A 17,195-nucleotide genomic window follows, 5' to 3' on the forward strand; every position below is an offset into this window, starting at 1 on the left:
CTGATCGCGGGCGTTGCATTTGCTCGAAAAGGAAAGCCCTCATGCCGCTGCGTCGCCTCTCCATCCAGTGGAAGATCACCCTGCTCGCCGGCCTCTGCCTGCTGGCCATCGTCGCCCTGCTGGTAACCACATCGCTGGCCCAGGCGCGGCGCAGCGCGGCATTGGTCAACCAGGCCAATACCGAAATGCTCGACAGCAGCGCACGCCTGCGCCTGCAGGCCCATGCCGAAACCCAGGCACTGCGCATCCAGCGCTATTTCATGGACGCCTACCAGTACGGCAATGGCTTTGCCCGCCTGGTGCAGGTGCTCAAGGCTCGTGGCGGCAACGACCTGCGCGCCGAACTGACGCGCCAGGCCCGCGCCAGCCTGGCCGGCAACCCGGATGTGATCGGCCTGTACCTGGTGTTCCAGCCCAACGCCCTGGACCCGGACAGCCAGTACCTCGGCCAGGATGCAATGGGCAGCAATGAGAGCGGGCGCTTCTCGCTGTACTGGTCACAACCCAGCCCCGGCACCCTGGAGCTTGAAGCCATGCCGGAATCGATGCTCGGAGACGCCAGCATCGGCAGCAACGGGGTAGCGAAGAACCGCTGGCTGACCTGCCCGCAGGACACCGCCAGAACCTGCATGCTCGAGCCATATCTCGACGAGGTGAATGGCCGCCAGGTACTGATGACCAGCATCGCCCTGCCGCTGCTGGAGCACGGCAAGGTGGTCGGCGTGGTCGGTCTGGACATCGGCCTGGCCAACCTGCAGCAGTTGAGCGTGGACGGCCGCCGGGAGCTGTTCGACGGCCAGGGCCAGGTCAGTATCGCCAGCGCGGCCGGTTTGCTGGCCGGCAACAGCCGCGACGACAGCAAGCTCGGCGAGCCCATGGACAAGGTGGTAGCCGACGGCCTGCTGCGTGTTGCCCACCCGTTCACGCCAATCCCTGATGCCGCCCCCTGGCAGGTATTGCTGGAACTGCCGGAAAGCGTGCTGCAGGCGCCTGCCGTCGCCCTCAACCAGCGCCTGGATGCGCATAACCACAGCGCCAACCTAACCAGCCTGCTGGTTGGCCTGGGCGCTGCGGTAGTCGGTTTGCTGCTGGTGTGGCTGACTGCACGCGGGGTGACCCGGCCAATCCTGGCCGTGGCCGCGCGCCTGGAAGACATCGCCAGCGGCGAAGGCGACCTTACCCGCCGCCTGGAGTATGCCCGCCAGGACGAACTGGGCCAGCTTACCGGTTGGTTCAACCGCTTTCTCGACAAGCTGCAGCCAGTCATAGCCCAGGTCAAAGGCTCACTGCAGGAAGCCCGCGGAACCGCTGACCAGTCGGCAGCCATCGCCAGCCAGACCAGCAGCGGCATGCAGCAACAGCACCGCGAAATCGAACAGGTGGCCACCGCCGCCAATGAAATGAGCGCCACCGCCCTGGATGTCGCCCATAACGCCTCGCAGGCGGCCCAGGCCGCACGCGCTGCCGACCAAGCCAGCCGCGAGGGCCTGCAGTTGATCGACAGCACCCGAGAGGGCATCGACCGCCTGGCCGCTGGCATGAACACCGCCATGGACGAGGCGCGCGCGCTGGAAGGCCGCAGCGGGCAGATCGGATCGGTGCTGGAAGTGATCCGCACCATTGCCGAGCAAACCAACCTGCTGGCGCTCAACGCCGCCATCGAAGCCGCCCGTGCAGGCGAAGCCGGGCGTGGTTTTGCCGTGGTGGCAGATGAAGTGCGTGGTCTGGCCCAGCGTACCCAGTTGTCGGTGGAGGAAATTCGCCAGGTCATCGAAGGCTTGCAGCAAGGCACCCAGGATGTGGTGGGCGCGATGCAGCAAGGCCAGCGCCAGGCCCAGGACAGCGCCGCGCGGATGGAACAGGCGCTGCCGGCGCTACAACGTATTGGCGAGGCAGTGGCAGTGATCAGCGACATGAACCTGCAGATTGCCTCGGCGGCTGAAGAGCAGAGCGCCGTAGCCGAAGAGGTGAACCGCAATGTGGCTGGCATTCGCGATGTGACCGAATCGCTGGCAGGCCAGGCCGATGAGTCAGCGCGGATCAGCCAGGCCCTGAACCGGCTGGCCAACCAGCAGCAGGCGCTGATGGAGCAGTTCCGCGTCTAACCTGTCAGGACCAGTGCGCCTTCTTCGCGGGTGAACCCGCTCCCACAGGGTTTTGCGCCAATCTCGAAGGCGGTACCAAGTTGTGGGAGCGGGTTTACCCGCGAAGAGGCCCAGGCAGGCAACACAGCATCACCGTTTCTTCTAGAGCACATCTTATGCAAACCGCAACCAGATCCACCTTCTTCGACATCAGCAGCGAACAGGGCCTGTTACGCACCTCGATCGCCGTCACCCTGTTCATCGCCGTCATCGGCATCGCCTTCGGCCTGGCCTCCGGCTCGTTCTCCATCGTGTTCGACGGCGTCTATTCGCTGGTCGATGCCAGCATGAGCGGGCTGTCGCTGGTGGTGGTCAGGCTGATTACCGCGCATACCACCAGCGTGCAGATGTCACGCAAGTTGCGCGAGCGCTTCACCATGGGCTTCTGGCACCTGGAGCCGATGGTGCTGGCGCTCAACGGCATCCTGCTCAGCGGCGTGGCCATCTATGCGCTGATCAACGCCGTCAGCAGCCTGCTGCAAGGCGGGCGCCACCTGGAGTTCGGCATCGCCATGGTCTACGCGGTGCTGACCGTGATCGCCTGCGTGACCATCGCTGTTGTCGAGGCCCGCGCCAACCGCAAGCTGGGCTCGGACTTCGTGCGCATGGACGTCAAGGGCTGGGTGATGTCGGCCAGCATCACCGCCGCGCTGCTGATCGCCTTCTGCTTTGGCTATGCGGTGCAAGGCACATCGCTGGAGTGGGTGTCGCCGTATATCGACCCGGCGGTGCTGGCGCTGGTCTGCCTGGTGATCGTGCCGTTGCCGATGTCGGTGGTGCGCCAGGCCCTGTCGGAAATTTTCCTGGTGACCCCTGGCGACCTCAAGCTGCACGTGGATGAAGTCGCCAAGGCCTTCGTCGCACGCCATGGGTTGCAGTCGTACCGCGCCTATGTGGCCAAGGTCGGGCGCTCGCGGGAGATCGAACTGTATTTCATCGTGCCGAAGGCCATGGCCGCGAAGACCATCGATGAATGGGATGCGTGGCGCAACGAGATCGGTGATGCCGTGGGTGGTGAAGGGCCAGACCGCTGGCTGACGGTGGTGTTTACCGGGGATCCGGAGTGGGCTGAGTAAGCTGGGGGCGCTTTGCGCCCCTTTCGCCGGCAAGCCAGCTCCCACCTCGACCGCATTAGCCTCAAGTCATGCGCAAGCCCTGTGGGAGCTGCCTTGCCTGCGATGAGGCCAGTACAAGCAGCCGAAAACGAAAAAGCCCGCCACCGTTGCCGGTAGCGGGCTTTGACGTACTGCATATGGTGGGTCGTGTAGGATTCGAACCTACGACCAATTGGTTAAAAGCCAACTGCTCTACCAACTGAGCTAACGACCCGTTGGATGGCGCGTATAATACTGATTTCTAACGGGAAATCAACACCCCATCAAACTTTTTTCAAAAGTACCGCGTCGGGTCTTCGACACCAGCTGCCTTGAAGCCGTCGGCACGCAGGCGGCAGCTGTCGCATTTGCCGCAGGCACGGCCGTCATCGTCGGCCTGGTAGCAGGAAACGGTCAGGCTGTAGTCCACGCCGCGGGCCATACCGGCCTGCACGATCTGCGCCTTGCTCATGTTCTGCAGCGGCGCCTGAATGCGGAAGCCCTGCCCTTCGACGCCAGCCTTGGTCGCCAGGTTGGCCATGCGCTCGAAGGCTTCGACGAACTCGGGGCGGCAATCGGGGTAGCCGGAGTAATCCACGGCATTCACACCAATGAAGATGTCACGGGCTTCCAGCACCTCTGCCCAGCCCAGGGCCAGGGACAGGAACACGGTGTTGCGCGCTGGCACGTAGGTGACCGGGATGCCTTCACCCGGGGTTTCCGGCACGTCGATGCTGCTGTCGGTCAATGCCGAGCCACCGATGCCATCCAGGTTCAGGCCAATAACCTTGTGCTCGACCACGCCCAGGTCGCGGGCAACGCGGGCGGCGGCGTTCAGTTCGGCGCGGTGGCGCTGGCCGTAGTCGAAACTCATGGTGTAGCAGCTGTAGCCTTCGGCCTTGGCCATGGCGACCACGGTGGCCGAGTCCAGGCCGCCGGACAACAGGATTACTGCGCGTTTGTCGGTCATGTGTGCTTGCTCCTCAATCAACGTCCGGGTTCGTCGTTCCACAGCAGCTTGTGCAGCTGCAGCTGGAAGCGTACGGGCAGGTTGTCGGCGACGATCCAGTCCGCCAGCTCGCTGGCGTTCACCTGGTGGTGGCTGGGCGAGAACAACACCTCGCCGGCACGCTCGGCCAGGTTGTACTGGATCAGCTTGGAGACCGCCCAGTCATAGTCCTCACGGGAACAGATGACGAACTTGACCTGGTCGTTGCGGGTCAGCTGCTCGATGTTCTCGTAGCGGTTACGGTGCGACTCTTCGGAGCCTGGGGTCTTCAGGTCGACCACGCGGCTGACGCGGGTGTCGGTGCCGGCAATATCCAGCGCGCCGCTGGTTTCCAGCGACACCTCGTAACCGGCGTCACACAGGCGCTGCAACAGCGGCAAGGCGTTGGGCTGGGCCAATGGCTCGCCGCCGGTGACGCAAACGTAGCGCGGCTTGAAGCCGGCGACCTGCTCAAGGATCGAATCGAGGGTGCGAACGGTGCCGCCACTGAAGGCATAGGCACTGTCACAGTACTGGCAGCGCAGGGGGCAACCGGTGAGGCGCACGAATACCGTGGGCAACCCAGCCGTTCGCGTTTCACCCTGCAAAGAGTAAAAGACTTCGGTGATGCGTAATGTGTCTTGCATGCTCGCCACGGGCGTGACAGCTAAACAGGCTGCCCGCCTCCGTCAGGCACTGTCGCGGACTCGACATAGCGTTATCCGCAGCAGCGTGTTTACGAAAAAAGGGCATTGATTCTAACGAAAAAACCCGCGACAAGCGCGGGTTTCTTTCAAGCGGTACTGTTTAGAGCTTCTGCAGGTCACGCTGGGCCAGTTGCGCGGCCGAGGTGCCAGGGTACTGGGTGATGACCTGCTGCAGGATACCCTTGACCTTGTCGGTGTGGCCCATGCGGCGCTCGACGTCGGCCAGCTTGTACAGCGAATCCGGCACCTTGCTGTGCTTCGGATACTTCTGGCTGACCTGGGCGAAGGCCTGGCTGGCAGCCGGCAGGTCGCCCTTGGCCAGGTTCACTTCACCCAGCCAGTACTGGGCATTGCCGGCGTACTGGCTGTTGGGGTACTTGCGCAGGAAGGCGTTGAACGCCTGGCTGGCCTTGTTGAAGTCTTTCTGCTTGATCAGGTCGAAAGCGGCATCGTAGTAGAGCTTTTCTTTCGCCGGATCACCGGGCTCGCTACTGGCGGCCGGTTGTTGCGCAGCAGCACCTGCTGCTGCATCGGGGGCGGCATTGGATGCACCACCACCGGAGGAATTGTCAGGGGTCGCGGCAGGCGCGGCGCCACTGTTGATGCGACGGTCCAGGTCCTGGTAACGCTCCAGGTTTTCCTGCTTCATGCGCGACACATCGTTCTGCAGCTCTTCGATGATGCCTTGCTGGCGGGAAAGCTGATCCTGCATCTGTTGCAGCTGCATGAACAGCTGGCCCTGTGCAGAGGCAGGGGCCGAAGCCCCTGACCCGGCATAGGCGCCGCTCGTGCCATAACCCGCAGGCGGATAGCTGCCTGCGTTGTCATCAACTACAGGGACCTCAGCCCAGGCCGCAAGCGGCAGGCTGAGTGCGAGGACGGTTACTACACGGCGGCCCATACGCATAAGAACTTACTTACGCAGTTCTACGCGACGGTTCTGAGCCCAGGACTGCTCGTCGTTGCCAGTGGCAACCGGACGCTCTTCACCGTAGGAGACCAGTTCCAGCTGAGCAGGGGAAACGCCCTGCAGAACCAGGTAACGCTGAACGGCCTTGGCACGACGCTCACCCAGAGCCATGTTGTACTCGCGGGTGCCGCGCTCGTCGGTGTTGCCTTCCAGGACAACGCGGTTGCCGTTGGCTTTCAGGTCCTTGGCGTGAACGTCCAGGGCGCGCATGGCTTCTGGCTTCAGGTCCGAGCTGTCGTATTCGAAGTAGAAGGTGGTGATTGCGCGCAGGGCAGCTTCTTCGCTCAGGGAGCCGTCAACAGCGCCAGTGTTGGCACCGTAGCCAGCGTTCGGATCTACAGCAGCGCCTTCGCCTGCGTTGTCACCGCCCTTCGAGGAGCAACCTACAGCTACGGCCATGGCCAGAGCCAGCGCAGCAAATTTACCAAACTTCAGCATTTCCATCGTGAAACTCCTAATGAAACCCCAGTGTGTTAAGCAAAAGTATTACGCCGCAATCAGTTCAGGTAAGGGGACCAGGACGGTTCTCTGACTTCGCCTTGAGCGGTAGGAAGTGGGAGCCTCACGCGGCCATTAAGCGACACGAGCATCAAGACTCCCCGGCCCTGCTGGCGGGTGGCGTAGATTAGCATGGTGCCGTTTGGCGCAACAGTGGGAGACTCATCAAGACTCGTTTCAGAGAGAATCTTTACACTTCCGCGTTGCAAATCCTGGGCCGCAACTTTGAAGTTGGTGAAGCCCTGCTGGCGATGGATCATCACCAGGGTCTTTTCGTCCGCCGACAGTTTCGGGTTGGCGTTGTAGTTACCCACGAAAGTTACACGCTCGGCACCACCGCCACCGACCGACTGCTTGTAGATCTGCGGCTTGCCGCCACGGTCGGAGGTGAAGTACAGGGTGTTGCCATCCTTGCCCCAGAACGGCTCGGTGTTGATGCCCGGGCCAGCGGTGACACGGCTGATCTGGCGCGAAGCCACGTTCATCACGTAGATGTCCGGGTTGCCGTCCTTCGACAGCACGAACGCCAGGCGCGTGCCATCCGGCGACCAGGCTGGCGCACCGTTCAGGCCTTCGAAGTTGGTGACCTGCTCGCGGCGACCGGTATCGATGTGCTGGACGAAGATGCGCGGACGCTTCTGCTCGAACGAGACATAGGCGATGCGCTTGCCATCCGGTGCAAAGCGTGGCGACAGGATCGGCTCGCGCGATTGCAGCAGGGTGACCGCGCGTGCACCGTCGTAGTCCGAACGCTGCAGGGTATAGCGGGTGTTGTTGGTGGAGAAGCGCTCGGCCGTCACGTACAGCATGCGGGTGGAGAAAGCACCCTTGATGCCGGTGAGCTTCTCGAACGACTGGTCGGCAATGTAGTGGGCCATGTCGCGCAGCTGGTCGACGCTGCCCGCCACGCTACCGGTCAGCACTTGCTGCTCGGTGGCGACGTTGAACAGCGCGTACTGCACCTGCAGGCGACCGCCCGACGGCACGATGCTGCCAACCATCACGTACTGCGCACCCAGCGCTTTCCAGTCACGGAAGATCACTTCGCTGGCCTGCGACGGCTGGCTGATCATGTTCTGCCGCGGAATCGGCGAGTAGTAGCCGGAGTTGCGCAGGTCGTTGCCGATGATGTCGGCCATGTCTTCCGGCAGCACGCTGCCGCCCTGCAGACCGAACGGCACTACCGCGATGGGCGTGGCCCGGTCGCTGCCGCTGGTGACCAGGATGTTCTTTTCCTCTGCCACGGCCATGCCTGCCACGCAGCACAGCATGACCAGCAGTCCTCTCAGACGTTTAATCACAACGCTAGATCCTCAGGTGTAAATGTCATCTTGAACGAACGATATTGGTTGAAATCGCTCGGCTTCATACCCTGCATCTCGGTCAGACGACCGATGTTCTTCACTGCTGCCACCGCCGAGCTGTCGTACGGGCCGTCACCACTGGACCGGGCCACGCTGACGCTGGTGATGGTACCGTCCGGCAACATGTTGATCTGCAGGACCACCGTCATGCCCTTGCGCGCGGAAGGCGGACGAGCCCAGCCCTCGGCCGCGCGCATGCGGATCAGGTCGTCGAAGTCGCCGGCCACCTGGTCACCCTGCTCGTCGGCCAGCGCCTGCTGCCGTTCGGTGGTGTCGGACAACAGCTCGGCCAGGGCCTGGGCTTTCTTGTCTTCCGCCGCCTTGCGGGCCGCTTCCTGTGCCTTTTTCTTCTGGGCATCTGCAGCGGCCTTTTTCTTGGCCTCTTCAGCTGCCTTCTTCTTCGCTTCCTCGGCTACCGCTTTCTTCTTGGCGTCCTCGGCTGCTTTCTTCTTGGCCTCTTCGGCCGCCTTTTTCTTGGCGTCCTCGGCGGCTTGTTTCTTCGCCTCTTCAGCGGCCTCTTTCTTGGCCTCTTCTTCGGCTTTTTTCTTTTCTTCCTCGGCCTTCTTCTTGGCGATGTCGGCCTGCTGCTTCTCGGCAGCCTTCTTCGCCTCTTCGGCCTTCTTGGCTTCGGCGGCTTTCTTGGCCTCGGCGGCCTTGGCGGCCTCGGCAGCTGCCTCGGCTTTCTTGGCTTCGGCGGCCTCGCGGGCCTCCTCGGCCTTTTGAGCAGCGTCGGCTTTCTTTTGTTCCGCGGCCTTCACGGCCTCCTGCTCGACCTTCTTCTGTTCCAGCTGCTCGACTTCGGTCTGGCGCGAAGCGGTTTTCTTCGCTTCCCCGGCAATCTTCTGATTGGTCTGGGTGGTCGCCTGGCTCTTGGACTTGAGCTGGTACAGGGTAGCCTGGACGATCGGCTTGGATGGCGGCAGCTCAGGCGTCATGGCAAAACTGACGAACAGCAGGGCGAACACCAGCACATGCAGGCCGATGGCCCAGATACTGGGCCAGAAGTAGCTTTCCGAGGCGGATGGCTCTCGCTGTTGCATCAGGGCGCCTCGGTAATCAGGCCAACGTTACCGACACCGGCCTTCTGCAACCCGCCCATGGCACCCATGACCGCGCCATAGTCGACAGCCTTGTCGCCACGAATGAACACCTGGGTCTGCTTGCCCTGGTCACGGCCGGCGGCAATGATCTTGGTCACCGCGTCGGTCATGGCTGGCAAGGTCATGGCCTTGTCCATCTGCTTGTCGGTATCGACTTCGCTGCCGAGGTTCCAGTAGTAGGTCCTGTCGGCCTTGATGGAGATGGTGAGGATCTGGACGTTGTTGTCCTGCGGCAAGGCTTCACTGGAAACCTTGGGCAGGTCTACCTTGACGCCCTGGTTGAGCATGGGCGCCGTCACCATGAAGATGACCAGCAGTACCAGCATCACGTCGATGTAGGGCACCACGTTCATCTCGGCGACGGGCTTGCGTTTGTGGCGAACTCGGGCCATGGGCTTCTACCTGATTACTCTTCGCTGGTGTGCACTTTGCGGTGCAGGATCGCCTGGAACTCGTCGGCGAAGGTGTAGTAACGGCCGATCAGCACTTCGCTGCGCGCCGAGAAGCGGTTATAGGCGATGACCGCCGGAATTGCCGCGAACAGGCCGATGGCGGTGGCGATCAGCGCTTCGGCGATACCCGGGGCAACCGTGGCCAGGGTGGCCTGCTGGGCACTGGCCAGGCCGCGGAAGGAGTTCATGATGCCCCATACGGTACCGAACAGGCCGATGTACGGGCTGGTAGAACCGACGGTGGCCAGGAACGGCAGGCTCTGCTCGAGTTTTTCTTCCTCGCGCGAGATGGCTACGCGCATGGCACGGGCAACGCCCTCCATGACCGCGTCCGGGTCAACGCCCGGCTGCTGGCGCAGGCGCGAGAATTCCTTGAAGCCGGCACGGAAGACCTGCTCGACACCGGAATCCGGGTCTGGGTTGCTGCCTGCCTGACGGTACAGCTTGGACAGGTCGATGCCCGACCAGAAGCGCTCCTCGAAGGCATCCAGCGCACGACGACCGGCGCGCAGCATGGTGCTGCGCTGGAAGATCATGACCCATGAGGTGACCGAGGCGGCCACCAGGGTCAGCATTACCAGCTGTACCAGCACACTGGCATTGCTGACCAGACTCCACATGGAGGTATGGTCGACGACGTTAGCTTCCACGCTTATTCTCCTGCATTCGATTGAGTACCCGAGCCGTCCGCCACAAAGGCGTCACGCAGCTCCGGGGGTATGGCTCGGGGTTTGAAAGTGTCGGCGCGCACGGCGGCCACCAGGAACTGCCCTTCGCAGAGCAGCGTTTCATCCTTTTCCCGCCAGACCTGCTGCACGAAGCGCAGGCTGGCGCGATTGAGTTCAAGTACTTGCGCGGTCACCCGCAGCTCGTCGTCCAGCCGCGCCGGCGCGTGATAGCGCGCTTCGCTGGAGTGGACCACGAACAGCAGGTTGTCTTTGGCCAACTGCGCCTGGGAAAAGCCCAGGTGCCGCAGCCGCTCGGTACGCGCGCGCTCCATGAATTTCAGGTAATTGACGTAATACACCACGCCACCGGCATCGGTATCTTCGTAATAGACTCGACAACGGTGTGCGAACGGTTCCAGGCCATTTTGCGCGCGCATACTCTAGTGCTTACTCCTCAGCTTGCCAATCCGCTGTGGCAACTGTTTTTTCTTCATTAATGTCTTATTGCCAGCGCACCCTCGGCATGCCAGCGGTAGGACCACGAAAAGCCGTTTTCGATCTGTCACTCATCGCCCGTTTCGGAAAAATCCCCACCCTCCCCCAGGCGCCCGGGCACGTTCAGGCCGAAGTGCAGGTAGGCATGTCGGGTGACCACGCGGCCGCGCGGCGTGCGCATGATGTAGCCTTGCTGGATCAGGTACGGCTCGAGCACGTCCTCGATGGTGTGGCGCTCTTCACTGATGGCTGCCGCCAGGTTGTCCACGCCGACCGGGCCACCGTCGAACTTCTCGATCATGGTCAGCAGCAGGCGGCGGTCGGAGTGGTCAAAACCGCGCTCGTCGACGTCCAGCAGGTTGAGCGCCATGTCGGCCACGGCCTTGGTGATCTGGCCCTTGCCGCGCACTTCGGCGTAGTCGCGCACGCGGCGCAGCAGGCGGTTGGCGATACGTGGCGTGCCACGGGCCCGGCGGGCGATCTCGTAGGCACCTTGGTCTTCGATGGCCAGGCCAAGGATGCCGGCCGAACGGCTGACGATGGTGGCAAGGTCCTTGTCGCTGTAGAACTCCAGGCGCTGGACGATACCGAAGCGGTCCCGCAGCGGGTTGGTGAGCATGCCGGCACGAGTGGTGGCACCGACCAGGGTGAACGGCGGCAGGTCCAGCTTGATCGAACGGGCCGCAGGCCCTTCGCCGATCATGATGTCGAGCTGGAAGTCCTCCATCGCCGGGTACAGCACCTCTTCGACGACCGGTGACAACCGGTGGATCTCGTCGATGAACAGCACATCGTGCGGTTCGAGGTTGGTCAGCATGGCCGCGAGGTCGCCCGGGCGCTCGAGGATGGGCCCAGAGGTACTCTTGACCGACACGCCCATTTCCTGGGCAATGATGTTGGCCAAGGTGGTCTTGCCCAGGCCGGGCGGACCGAAGATCAGCGTATGGTCGAGCGACTCGCTGCGGCCACGGGCGGCCTGGATGAACAGCGCCATCTGCTCGCGCACCACCGGCTGGCCGATGTACTCGTCCAGCCGCAGCGGGCGGATCGCACGGTCCTGGACTTCTTCACGGTCGCGGCCACTGGCGGCGATCAGGCGGTCGGCTTCGATCACTTGGTAATCATCCCTTTCAGGCTGCGGCGGATCAGCTCCTCACTGCTCAGGCCGGCCTTGTCCTTGATCGCGGCGATCGCCTTGCTGGCTTCCTGCGGCTTGTAGCCCAGGGAAACCAGGGCGCTGACGGCATCGGCCTCGGCCGTGGATGCGCTGGCGACCGGCAGCGGCCCGTCGGAGACCAGGGTGAACATGGCCGGGGACGTTTCCCAAGCCTTGAAACGGTCCTTGAGCTCGACCAGCAGGCGTTCGGCGGTTTTCTTGCCAACACCGGGCACGCGCACCAGGGCCGAGGTGTCCTGAGCCTGCACGCAGCGCACCAGCTCGTCCACTTCCAACCCGGACATCAGCGCCAGGGCCAGCTTCGGCCCTACGCCATTCAAACGGATGAGTTCGCGGAACAGCTCGCGCTCACGCTTTTCGGCAAAACCGTAGAGCAGGTGAGCATCCTCGCGCACCACCAGGTGGGTGTGCACGGTTACGGGTTCGCCCACCTTGGGCAGACGGTACAGCGTGGTCATGGGAACTTCCAGTTCGTAACCTACGCCGTTGACGTCGATAATCAGGTGCGGCGGCTGTTTTTCCGCCAGGGTGCCGCGCAAACGTCCAATCACGTTCCGATCCTTCCTCTCGGGGAGCCGGTCAAAGACCGCTCAACCCTATCAGCAAATGCAGCGGGTGAACGCATCACCCGAACAAAATGTGTATCAGCGCATGAAGCGCCTACAGACGCAAGCGCCCGCCGCGCCGCCGTGCCGTGGCCAGGCCATGCGGCACCAGGCTGGAACGGGTGTGGGCGTGGCACAGGGCGATAGCCAGGGCGTCGGAGGCGTCGATCTGCGGCTTCTGCGTCAGTTTCAGCAGGTGCATGACCATCATCATCACCTGCTCCTTGTTCGCCCCACCGGTACCGGCTACCGCCTGCTTGACCTGGGTGGCGCTGTACTCGGCGATTTCCAGGCCGGCTTCGGCGGCTGCGACGATGGCCGCGCCACGGGCCTGGCCGAGCTTGAGCGCCGAGTCGGCGTTACGGGCCATGAACACCCGCTCGATGCCCATGGTTACCGGGCCGTGCTGGGCGATGATTTCACCCACGCCACGAAAAACGATCTGCAACCGCTCGTGCAGCTCGCCGCTGCCGGTGCGGATGCAGCCCGACGCCACGTACTCGCAACCACGGGCGGTCTGGCGTACCACGCCATAGCCGGTGATGCGCGAGCCGGGGTCGATACCAAGAATCAGAGTCATAGAGCCTGTCGAAAAATTGATGCATCTCTGCAAACTGTACCGGCCCTTTCGCGGGTAAACCCGCTCCCACAGGTACTGCACCGACTCTGAATGTGGTGCAGTACCTGTGGGAGCGGGTTTACCCGCGAAAGGGCCGGTACTGGCGCTGACAAACTTGAAGAACTGGCATGGATCGCCAGGACACCTTAGCCGAGGTTTTCCATGATCTCATCGGAAATATGGGCATTGGAGTAGACGTTCTGTACGTCATCCAGGTCTTCGAGCATGTCGATCAGCTTGAGTACTTTCTCGGCACCGTCCTGGTCGAGTTCGGCGCTGGTGGTCGGCTGCATGACGATTTCCGCGTCAGCGGCCTTGAAGCCCGCCTCTTCCAGGGCATTGCGCACGGCGTAGAAGCTGTTGAACGAGGTGAACACGTCGAACGAGCCGTCGTCGTTGGCCACCACGTCGTCAGCGTCGGCTTCCATCGCCGCTTCCATCAGCGCGTCTTCTTCCACGCCCGGGGCAAAGCTGATCTGCCCCTTGCGCTCGAACAGGTAGGCCACCGAACCGTCGGTGCCCAGGTTGCCACCACACTTGGTGAAGGCATGACGCACGGCGGCGGCAGTACGGTTGCGGTTGTCGGTCATGGCCTCGACCATGATCGCCACGCCACCCGGGCCGTAACCTTCGTAGCTGAGCTCTTCGACGTTGTCGCTTTCGTTGGTACCGGCACCACGGGCCACGGCACGATCGATGATGTCGCGGCTCATGTTGGCACCCAAGGCCTTGTCCAGCGCCAAACGCAGCCGCGGGTTGGATGCCGGGTCAGCACCACCCTGCTTGGCAGCGACTGTCAGTTCGCGGATCCACTTGGTGAAGATCTTGCCTCTCTTGGCATCCTGGCGCTCTTTGCGGTGCTTGATGTTCGCCCACTTGGAATGACCAGCCATAACGACTCCGAATCCTTTGAATCACAAACAGCCCCGCCCCTGTAGGGGGCGGGACGGGAAATTGCCTGCGCCGGAACGCAAAGGCGCATCCATGTGGATGCGCCCGGGGACTGCTTACTCGACCTTGGTCTGTTCGCGCAGTCGGATGTGCAGCTCGCGCAGGGCCTTGGCGTCGACCAGGCCAGGGGCCTGGGTCATGACGCACGCGGCGCTCTGGGTTTTCGGGAAGGCGATCACTTCACGAATCGACTGGGCACCGGTCATCAGCATGACCAGGCGGTCCAGGCCGAAGGCCAGGCCACCGTGAGGCGGTGCACCGAACTTCAGGGCGTCGAGCAGGAAGCCGAACTTCTCTTCCTGTTCTGCCGCTTCGATGCCCAGCAGGCGGAACACAGCCTGTTGCATCTCTTTACGGTGGATACGGATCGAACCGCCACCCAGCTCGGTACCGTTCAGGACCATGTCGTAGGCACGGGACAGGGCCACGGCCGGGTTGGCCTCGAGCTCTTCCGGGGTGCACTTCGGCGCGGTGAACGGGTGGTGCAGCGCGGTGAAGCTGCCGTCCTCGTTCTCTTCGAACATCGGGAAGTCGACCACCCACATCGGTGCCCACTCGCAAGTCAGCAGCTCGAAGTCGTGGCCCAGGCGGATACGCAGCGCGCCCAGGGCTTCGCTGACCACCTTGAACTTGTCGGCACCGAAGAACACGATGTCGCCGTCAACGGCGCCAACGCGGTCGAGGATGGTGTTGAGGTTGGCCTCGGGGATGTTCTTGACGATCGGCGACTGCAGGCCCTCGACACCCTTGGCGCGCTCGTTGACCTTGATGTAGGCCAGGCCCTTGGCACCGTAGATACCGACGAACTTGGTGTACTCGTCGATCTTGCTGCGCGGCATGCTGGCGCCGCCAGGCAGACGCAGGGCGGTAACGCGGCACTTCGGATCGTTGGCCGGGCCGGCGAACACCTTGAAGTCGACATCCTTGAGCTGGTCGGCAACGTCGACCAGTTCCAGCGGGATACGCAGGTCCGGTTTGTCGGAGCCGTAGCGGCGCATGGCTTCTTCGAAGGTCATGTGCGGGAATTCGCCGAATTCCAGGTCCAGCACTTCCTTGAACAGCTTGCGGATCATGCTTTCGGTCAGGCCCATGATCTCGCTTTCATCGAGGAAGCTGGTCTCGATGTCGATCTGGGTGAATTCCGGCTGGCGGTCGGCACGCAGGTCTTCGTCACGGAAGCACTTGGCGATCTGGTAGTAGCGATCGAAGCCGGCAACCATCAGCAACTGCTTGAACAGCTGCGGCGACTGCGGCAGGGCAAAGAAGCTACCGGCATGAGTACGGCTAGGCACCAGGTAGTCACGCGCGCCTTCCGGGGTGGCACGGGTCAGGATCGGCGTCTCGACGTCGAGGAAACCGTTCTCGTCGAGGAAGCGACGGATGCTGCTGGTGATGCGCGAACGCAGGCGCAGCTTGTCGGCCATTTCCGGGCGACGCAGGTCGATGAAACGGTAGCGCAGGCGGGTTTCTTCGCCGACGTCGGAGTATTCGTTCAGCGGGAACGGTGGGGTTTCCGCTTCGTTGAGCACGTTCAGCTGGTAGCCGAGGATCTCGATGGCGCCGGAAGCCATGTTGGCATTCACCGCACCTTCAGGGCGCTTGCGGACCTTGCCGGTGATCTGCACGACGTATTCGCTGCGCACGCGGTCGGCAGCGGCGAAGGTTTCGGCGCGATCCGGGTCGAACACGACCTGGGCCATGCCTTCGCGGTCACGGATGTCGAGGAAGATCACCCCGCCGTGGTCGCGGCGACGATGGACCCAGCCGCAAAGGGTGACTTCCTGGCCGTCCAGGCTCTCGTTCAGTTGGCCGCAATAATGGCTGCGCATCATGATGGTGGTTTCGCTTCTCGTGATTCGTGTATTCGGTGGAGGCCTTGGCCGCCCGGAGAGGGCTAATACTGCAAGACCCGGTCACAGCATTCAACTCAGTCGGCCTTGTCGCCGCCTGCCAGATTCTTTTTCGCCCCGGTCTTGAAGTCGGTTTCGTACCAACCGTTACCGCTCAGGCGGAAGCCTGGCACCGACAGCAGCTTCTTCAGCGCCGGCGCCTGGCAGGCCGGGCAATCGGTCAGAGGCGCGGCGCTGATCTTCTGCAGCACTTCCATGCGGTGCTCGCAGGATGCACATTGATAGTCATAAAGGGGCATGGGTGTCTCTCGTCAACCACAACGCTGGCTGCCGGGGCAGCAAAAAGCGGGATTATATATGGTTAACAAGCACTGCGCAGCCCGCCAGGCGATCAGCGCACACTTGGCGGGTCCAGCAGCCAGGCAACGCAGATCACCCGGATCAGCCCGCTGAAGTTGCGCACCCCGCCTTGTCGCAGGTGCACCTCACGGTCCACGTAGGACAGGACCGCACTGACCGAGCAGCGGTTGGCCGCGGCGATGCGCTCCAGGATACCCCAGTAGACGGCCTCCAGCCGCAGGCAGGTGGAAAAGCCGTTGAGCCGCACCGAGCGTGACACGGGCTGGGTCTGCAACATGTCAAAATCCGCCTTGAACGGGTCGATGCACTGTTTACCCGGCCAACGCCCCTGGCCAGCCACACGTTTGCTTGCTTGCATCATGCGCCACACTTCCTCGTCACATGTACCAGGTGGCCTATGAAGCGCTGATGGGCGAGCTTAAAGCAGCGGCAAAATCTTCCTGCACAAATTGCGCAGGGCCTGTAGGAGCGGCCTTGTGTCGCGATGGGCTGCGAAGCAGCCCCAGGGTTTGAGTGCAATTGCACAAATTGCTGGGGCTGCTTCGCAGCCCATCGCGACACAAGGCCGCTCCTACAAGGGCCGATACAGCGTTGGGTATCTACTTGCCGTCGAGCAGCACCCGCAGCATCCAGGCGGTCTTCTCGTGCACCTGCATGCGCTGGGTCAGCAGGTCGGCGGTAGGCTCGTCACTGACCTTGTCCACCACCGGGAAGATGCTGCGCGCGGTACGCACCACGGCTTCCTGGCCCTGCACCAGCTGGCGGATCATCTCGTCGGCATGCGGCACCCCTTCCTCCTCCTTGATCGAGGAATGCCGCGCATAAAATGCATAAGACCCCGGTGCCGGGAAGCCCAGGGCGCGGATGCGCTCGGCAATCGAGTCGACCGCCAGCGCCAGTTCGTTGTACTGCTCTTCGAACATCAGGTGCAGAGTGCGGAACGACGGACCGGTGACGTTCCAGTGGAAGTTATGGGTTTTCAGATACAACACGTAGGTATCCGACAACAGGCGGGACAGCCCATCGACGATGGACTTGCGATCTTCTTCACTGATACCGATATCAATTGCCATGAAGTTCCCCTTTCCATAAGGCGTGAGACCCAAGCGGGTGCCGACCACTGTAGCAACACTTGGTCTGCGCCGCATATGAC

The 17,195-nt window shown here is 62.7% G+C and carries 19 protein-coding genes and 1 tRNA gene; 2 read left to right on the plus strand and 18 right to left on the minus strand.

What is annotated here, in order from left to right; genetic code table 11:
• Positions 1-41: 41 nt before the first annotated feature.
• Positions 42-2,105, plus strand: coding sequence for a methyl-accepting chemotaxis protein McpU (mcpU, locus tag QN085_RS19570; RefSeq protein ID WP_023660689.1), 2,064 nt, complete (start codon positions 42-44; stop codon positions 2,103-2,105).
• Between the two features lie 155 nt (positions 2,106-2,260).
• Positions 2,261-3,220, plus strand: coding sequence for a cation diffusion facilitator family transporter (locus tag QN085_RS19575; protein WP_013973800.1), 960 nt, complete (start codon positions 2,261-2,263; stop codon positions 3,218-3,220).
• Between the two features lie 177 nt (positions 3,221-3,397).
• Here the strand turns inward: QN085_RS19575 and QN085_RS19580 are convergent.
• From QN085_RS19580 to QN085_RS19665, 18 genes are all read right to left on the minus strand, one after another.
• A tRNA-Lys gene (locus tag QN085_RS19580) sits at positions 3,398-3,473 on the minus strand.
• A gap of 60 nt (positions 3,474-3,533) precedes the next feature.
• Positions 3,534-4,208: a 7-cyano-7-deazaguanine synthase QueC gene (gene queC, locus QN085_RS19585; protein ID WP_013973801.1), complete on the minus strand. Its 675-nt coding sequence runs from the start codon at positions 4,206-4,208 to the stop codon at positions 3,534-3,536.
• Between the two features lie 17 nt (positions 4,209-4,225).
• Positions 4,226-4,873 (minus strand): 7-carboxy-7-deazaguanine synthase QueE, encoded by a 648-nt coding sequence (gene queE / locus QN085_RS19590; RefSeq protein WP_015271468.1) that lies wholly within the window; start codon positions 4,871-4,873, stop codon positions 4,226-4,228.
• 160 nt (positions 4,874-5,033) lie between these two features.
• Entirely contained in the window at positions 5,034-5,840 is an 807-nt protein-coding gene (gene ybgF / locus QN085_RS19595) for a tol-pal system protein YbgF (RefSeq protein WP_023662947.1), read from the minus strand.
• Positions 5,841-5,846: 6 nt separating this feature from the next.
• Entirely contained in the window at positions 5,847-6,347 is a 501-nt protein-coding gene (gene pal / locus QN085_RS19600; protein ID WP_003254755.1) for a peptidoglycan-associated lipoprotein Pal, read from the minus strand.
• 53 nt (positions 6,348-6,400) lie between these two features.
• Positions 6,401-7,672: a Tol-Pal system beta propeller repeat protein TolB gene (tolB, locus tag QN085_RS19605; protein WP_038408273.1), complete on the minus strand. Its 1,272-nt coding sequence runs from the start codon at positions 7,670-7,672 to the stop codon at positions 6,401-6,403.
• A 26-nt stretch (positions 7,673-7,698) separates the two neighbouring features.
• A complete protein-coding gene (tolA, locus tag QN085_RS19610) occupies positions 7,699-8,805 on the minus strand; it encodes a cell envelope integrity protein TolA (protein ID WP_013973804.1) in 1,107 nt (368 codons plus the stop codon).
• Positions 8,805-9,257 (minus strand): protein TolR, encoded by a 453-nt coding sequence (gene tolR / locus QN085_RS19615; RefSeq protein WP_023662945.1) that lies wholly within the window; start codon positions 9,255-9,257, stop codon positions 8,805-8,807. The genes tolA and tolR overlap by 1 nt, the downstream gene beginning before the upstream one ends.
• A 14-nt stretch (positions 9,258-9,271) precedes the next feature.
• The gene (gene tolQ / locus QN085_RS19620; protein WP_015271471.1) at positions 9,272-9,967 is read right to left on the minus strand and encodes a protein TolQ; all 696 of its coding nucleotides are present in this window, start codon (positions 9,965-9,967) and stop codon (positions 9,272-9,274) included.
• 2 nt (positions 9,968-9,969) lie between these two features.
• The gene (gene ybgC / locus QN085_RS19625; protein ID WP_023662944.1) at positions 9,970-10,422 is read right to left on the minus strand and encodes a tol-pal system-associated acyl-CoA thioesterase; all 453 of its coding nucleotides are present in this window, start codon (positions 10,420-10,422) and stop codon (positions 9,970-9,972) included.
• Between the two features lie 125 nt (positions 10,423-10,547).
• Positions 10,548-11,594, minus strand: coding sequence for a Holliday junction branch migration DNA helicase RuvB (gene ruvB, locus QN085_RS19630; RefSeq protein WP_004375289.1), 1,047 nt, complete (start codon positions 11,592-11,594; stop codon positions 10,548-10,550).
• The gene (ruvA, locus tag QN085_RS19635) at positions 11,591-12,208 is read right to left on the minus strand and encodes a Holliday junction branch migration protein RuvA (RefSeq protein WP_015271473.1); all 618 of its coding nucleotides are present in this window, start codon (positions 12,206-12,208) and stop codon (positions 11,591-11,593) included. Before ruvA ends, ruvB begins: the two co-directional genes overlap by 4 nt.
• 109 nt (positions 12,209-12,317) lie before the next feature.
• Positions 12,318-12,842: a crossover junction endodeoxyribonuclease RuvC gene (gene ruvC, locus QN085_RS19640; protein WP_004375291.1), complete on the minus strand. Its 525-nt coding sequence runs from the start codon at positions 12,840-12,842 to the stop codon at positions 12,318-12,320.
• A 185-nt stretch (positions 12,843-13,027) separates the two neighbouring features.
• Positions 13,028-13,774, minus strand: a complete 747-nt coding sequence (locus tag QN085_RS19645) for a YebC/PmpR family DNA-binding transcriptional regulator (RefSeq protein ID WP_023661314.1) — start codon at positions 13,772-13,774, stop codon at positions 13,028-13,030.
• Between the two features lie 114 nt (positions 13,775-13,888).
• Positions 13,889-15,664: an aspartate--tRNA ligase gene (gene aspS / locus QN085_RS19650; protein WP_023661313.1), complete on the minus strand. Its 1,776-nt coding sequence runs from the start codon at positions 15,662-15,664 to the stop codon at positions 13,889-13,891.
• Between the two features lie 95 nt (positions 15,665-15,759).
• On the minus strand, positions 15,760-15,981 hold the full coding sequence (locus tag QN085_RS19655) for an FmdB family zinc ribbon protein (protein WP_003254776.1): 222 nt from the start codon (positions 15,979-15,981) through the stop codon (positions 15,760-15,762).
• 92 nt (positions 15,982-16,073) lie between these two features.
• Positions 16,074-16,403, minus strand: coding sequence for a ribbon-helix-helix domain-containing protein (locus QN085_RS19660; protein ID WP_024087590.1), 330 nt, complete (start codon positions 16,401-16,403; stop codon positions 16,074-16,076).
• 238 nt (positions 16,404-16,641) lie between these two features.
• Positions 16,642-17,115 (minus strand): Dps family protein, encoded by a 474-nt coding sequence (locus tag QN085_RS19665; RefSeq protein WP_013973814.1) that lies wholly within the window; start codon positions 17,113-17,115, stop codon positions 16,642-16,644.
• Between the last annotated feature and the right edge of the window lie 80 nt (positions 17,116-17,195).

The organism is Pseudomonas sp. M2(2023) (assembly GCF_030263955.1).
In the GTDB taxonomy this organism is placed as follows: Bacteria; Pseudomonadota; Gammaproteobacteria; order Pseudomonadales; family Pseudomonadaceae; genus Aquipseudomonas; species Aquipseudomonas asiatica.

What these genes read in the sequence shown, in the direction of transcription:
- ruvC (WP_004375291.1), bottom strand. Translation starts at nt 12,842, where the DNA reads ATGACTCTGATTCTTGGTATCGACCCCGGCTCGCGCATCACCGGCTAT.
- aspS (WP_023661313.1), bottom strand. Translation starts at nt 15,664, where the DNA reads ATGATGCGCAGCCATTATTGCGGCCAACTGAACGAGAGCCTGGACGGC.
- ybgF (WP_023662947.1), bottom strand. Translation starts at nt 5,840, where the DNA reads ATGCGTATGGGCCGCCGTGTAGTAACCGTCCTCGCACTCAGCCTGCCG.
- QN085_RS19665 (WP_013973814.1), bottom strand. Translation starts at nt 17,115, where the DNA reads ATGGCAATTGATATCGGTATCAGTGAAGAAGATCGCAAGTCCATCGTC.
- queE (WP_015271468.1), bottom strand. Translation starts at nt 4,873, where the DNA reads ATGCAAGACACATTACGCATCACCGAAGTCTTTTACTCTTTGCAGGGT.
- QN085_RS19655 (WP_003254776.1), bottom strand. Translation starts at nt 15,981, where the DNA reads ATGCCCCTTTATGACTATCAATGTGCATCCTGCGAGCACCGCATGGAA.
- QN085_RS19660 (WP_024087590.1), bottom strand. Translation starts at nt 16,403, where the DNA reads ATGATGCAAGCAAGCAAACGTGTGGCTGGCCAGGGGCGTTGGCCGGGT.
- QN085_RS19575 (WP_013973800.1), top strand. Translation starts at nt 2,261, where the DNA reads ATGCAAACCGCAACCAGATCCACCTTCTTCGACATCAGCAGCGAACAG.
- tolA (WP_013973804.1), bottom strand. Translation starts at nt 8,805, where the DNA reads ATGCAACAGCGAGAGCCATCCGCCTCGGAAAGCTACTTCTGGCCCAGT.
- pal (WP_003254755.1), bottom strand. Translation starts at nt 6,347, where the DNA reads ATGGAAATGCTGAAGTTTGGTAAATTTGCTGCGCTGGCTCTGGCCATG.
- tolR (WP_023662945.1), bottom strand. Translation starts at nt 9,257, where the DNA reads ATGGCCCGAGTTCGCCACAAACGCAAGCCCGTCGCCGAGATGAACGTG.
- queC (WP_013973801.1), bottom strand. Translation starts at nt 4,208, where the DNA reads ATGACCGACAAACGCGCAGTAATCCTGTTGTCCGGCGGCCTGGACTCG.
- mcpU (WP_023660689.1), top strand. Translation starts at nt 42, where the DNA reads ATGCCGCTGCGTCGCCTCTCCATCCAGTGGAAGATCACCCTGCTCGCC.
- tolB (WP_038408273.1), bottom strand. Translation starts at nt 7,672, where the DNA reads ATGCTGTGCTGCGTGGCAGGCATGGCCGTGGCAGAGGAAAAGAACATC.
- ybgC (WP_023662944.1), bottom strand. Translation starts at nt 10,422, where the DNA reads ATGCGCGCGCAAAATGGCCTGGAACCGTTCGCACACCGTTGTCGAGTC.
- QN085_RS19645 (WP_023661314.1), bottom strand. Translation starts at nt 13,774, where the DNA reads ATGGCTGGTCATTCCAAGTGGGCGAACATCAAGCACCGCAAAGAGCGC.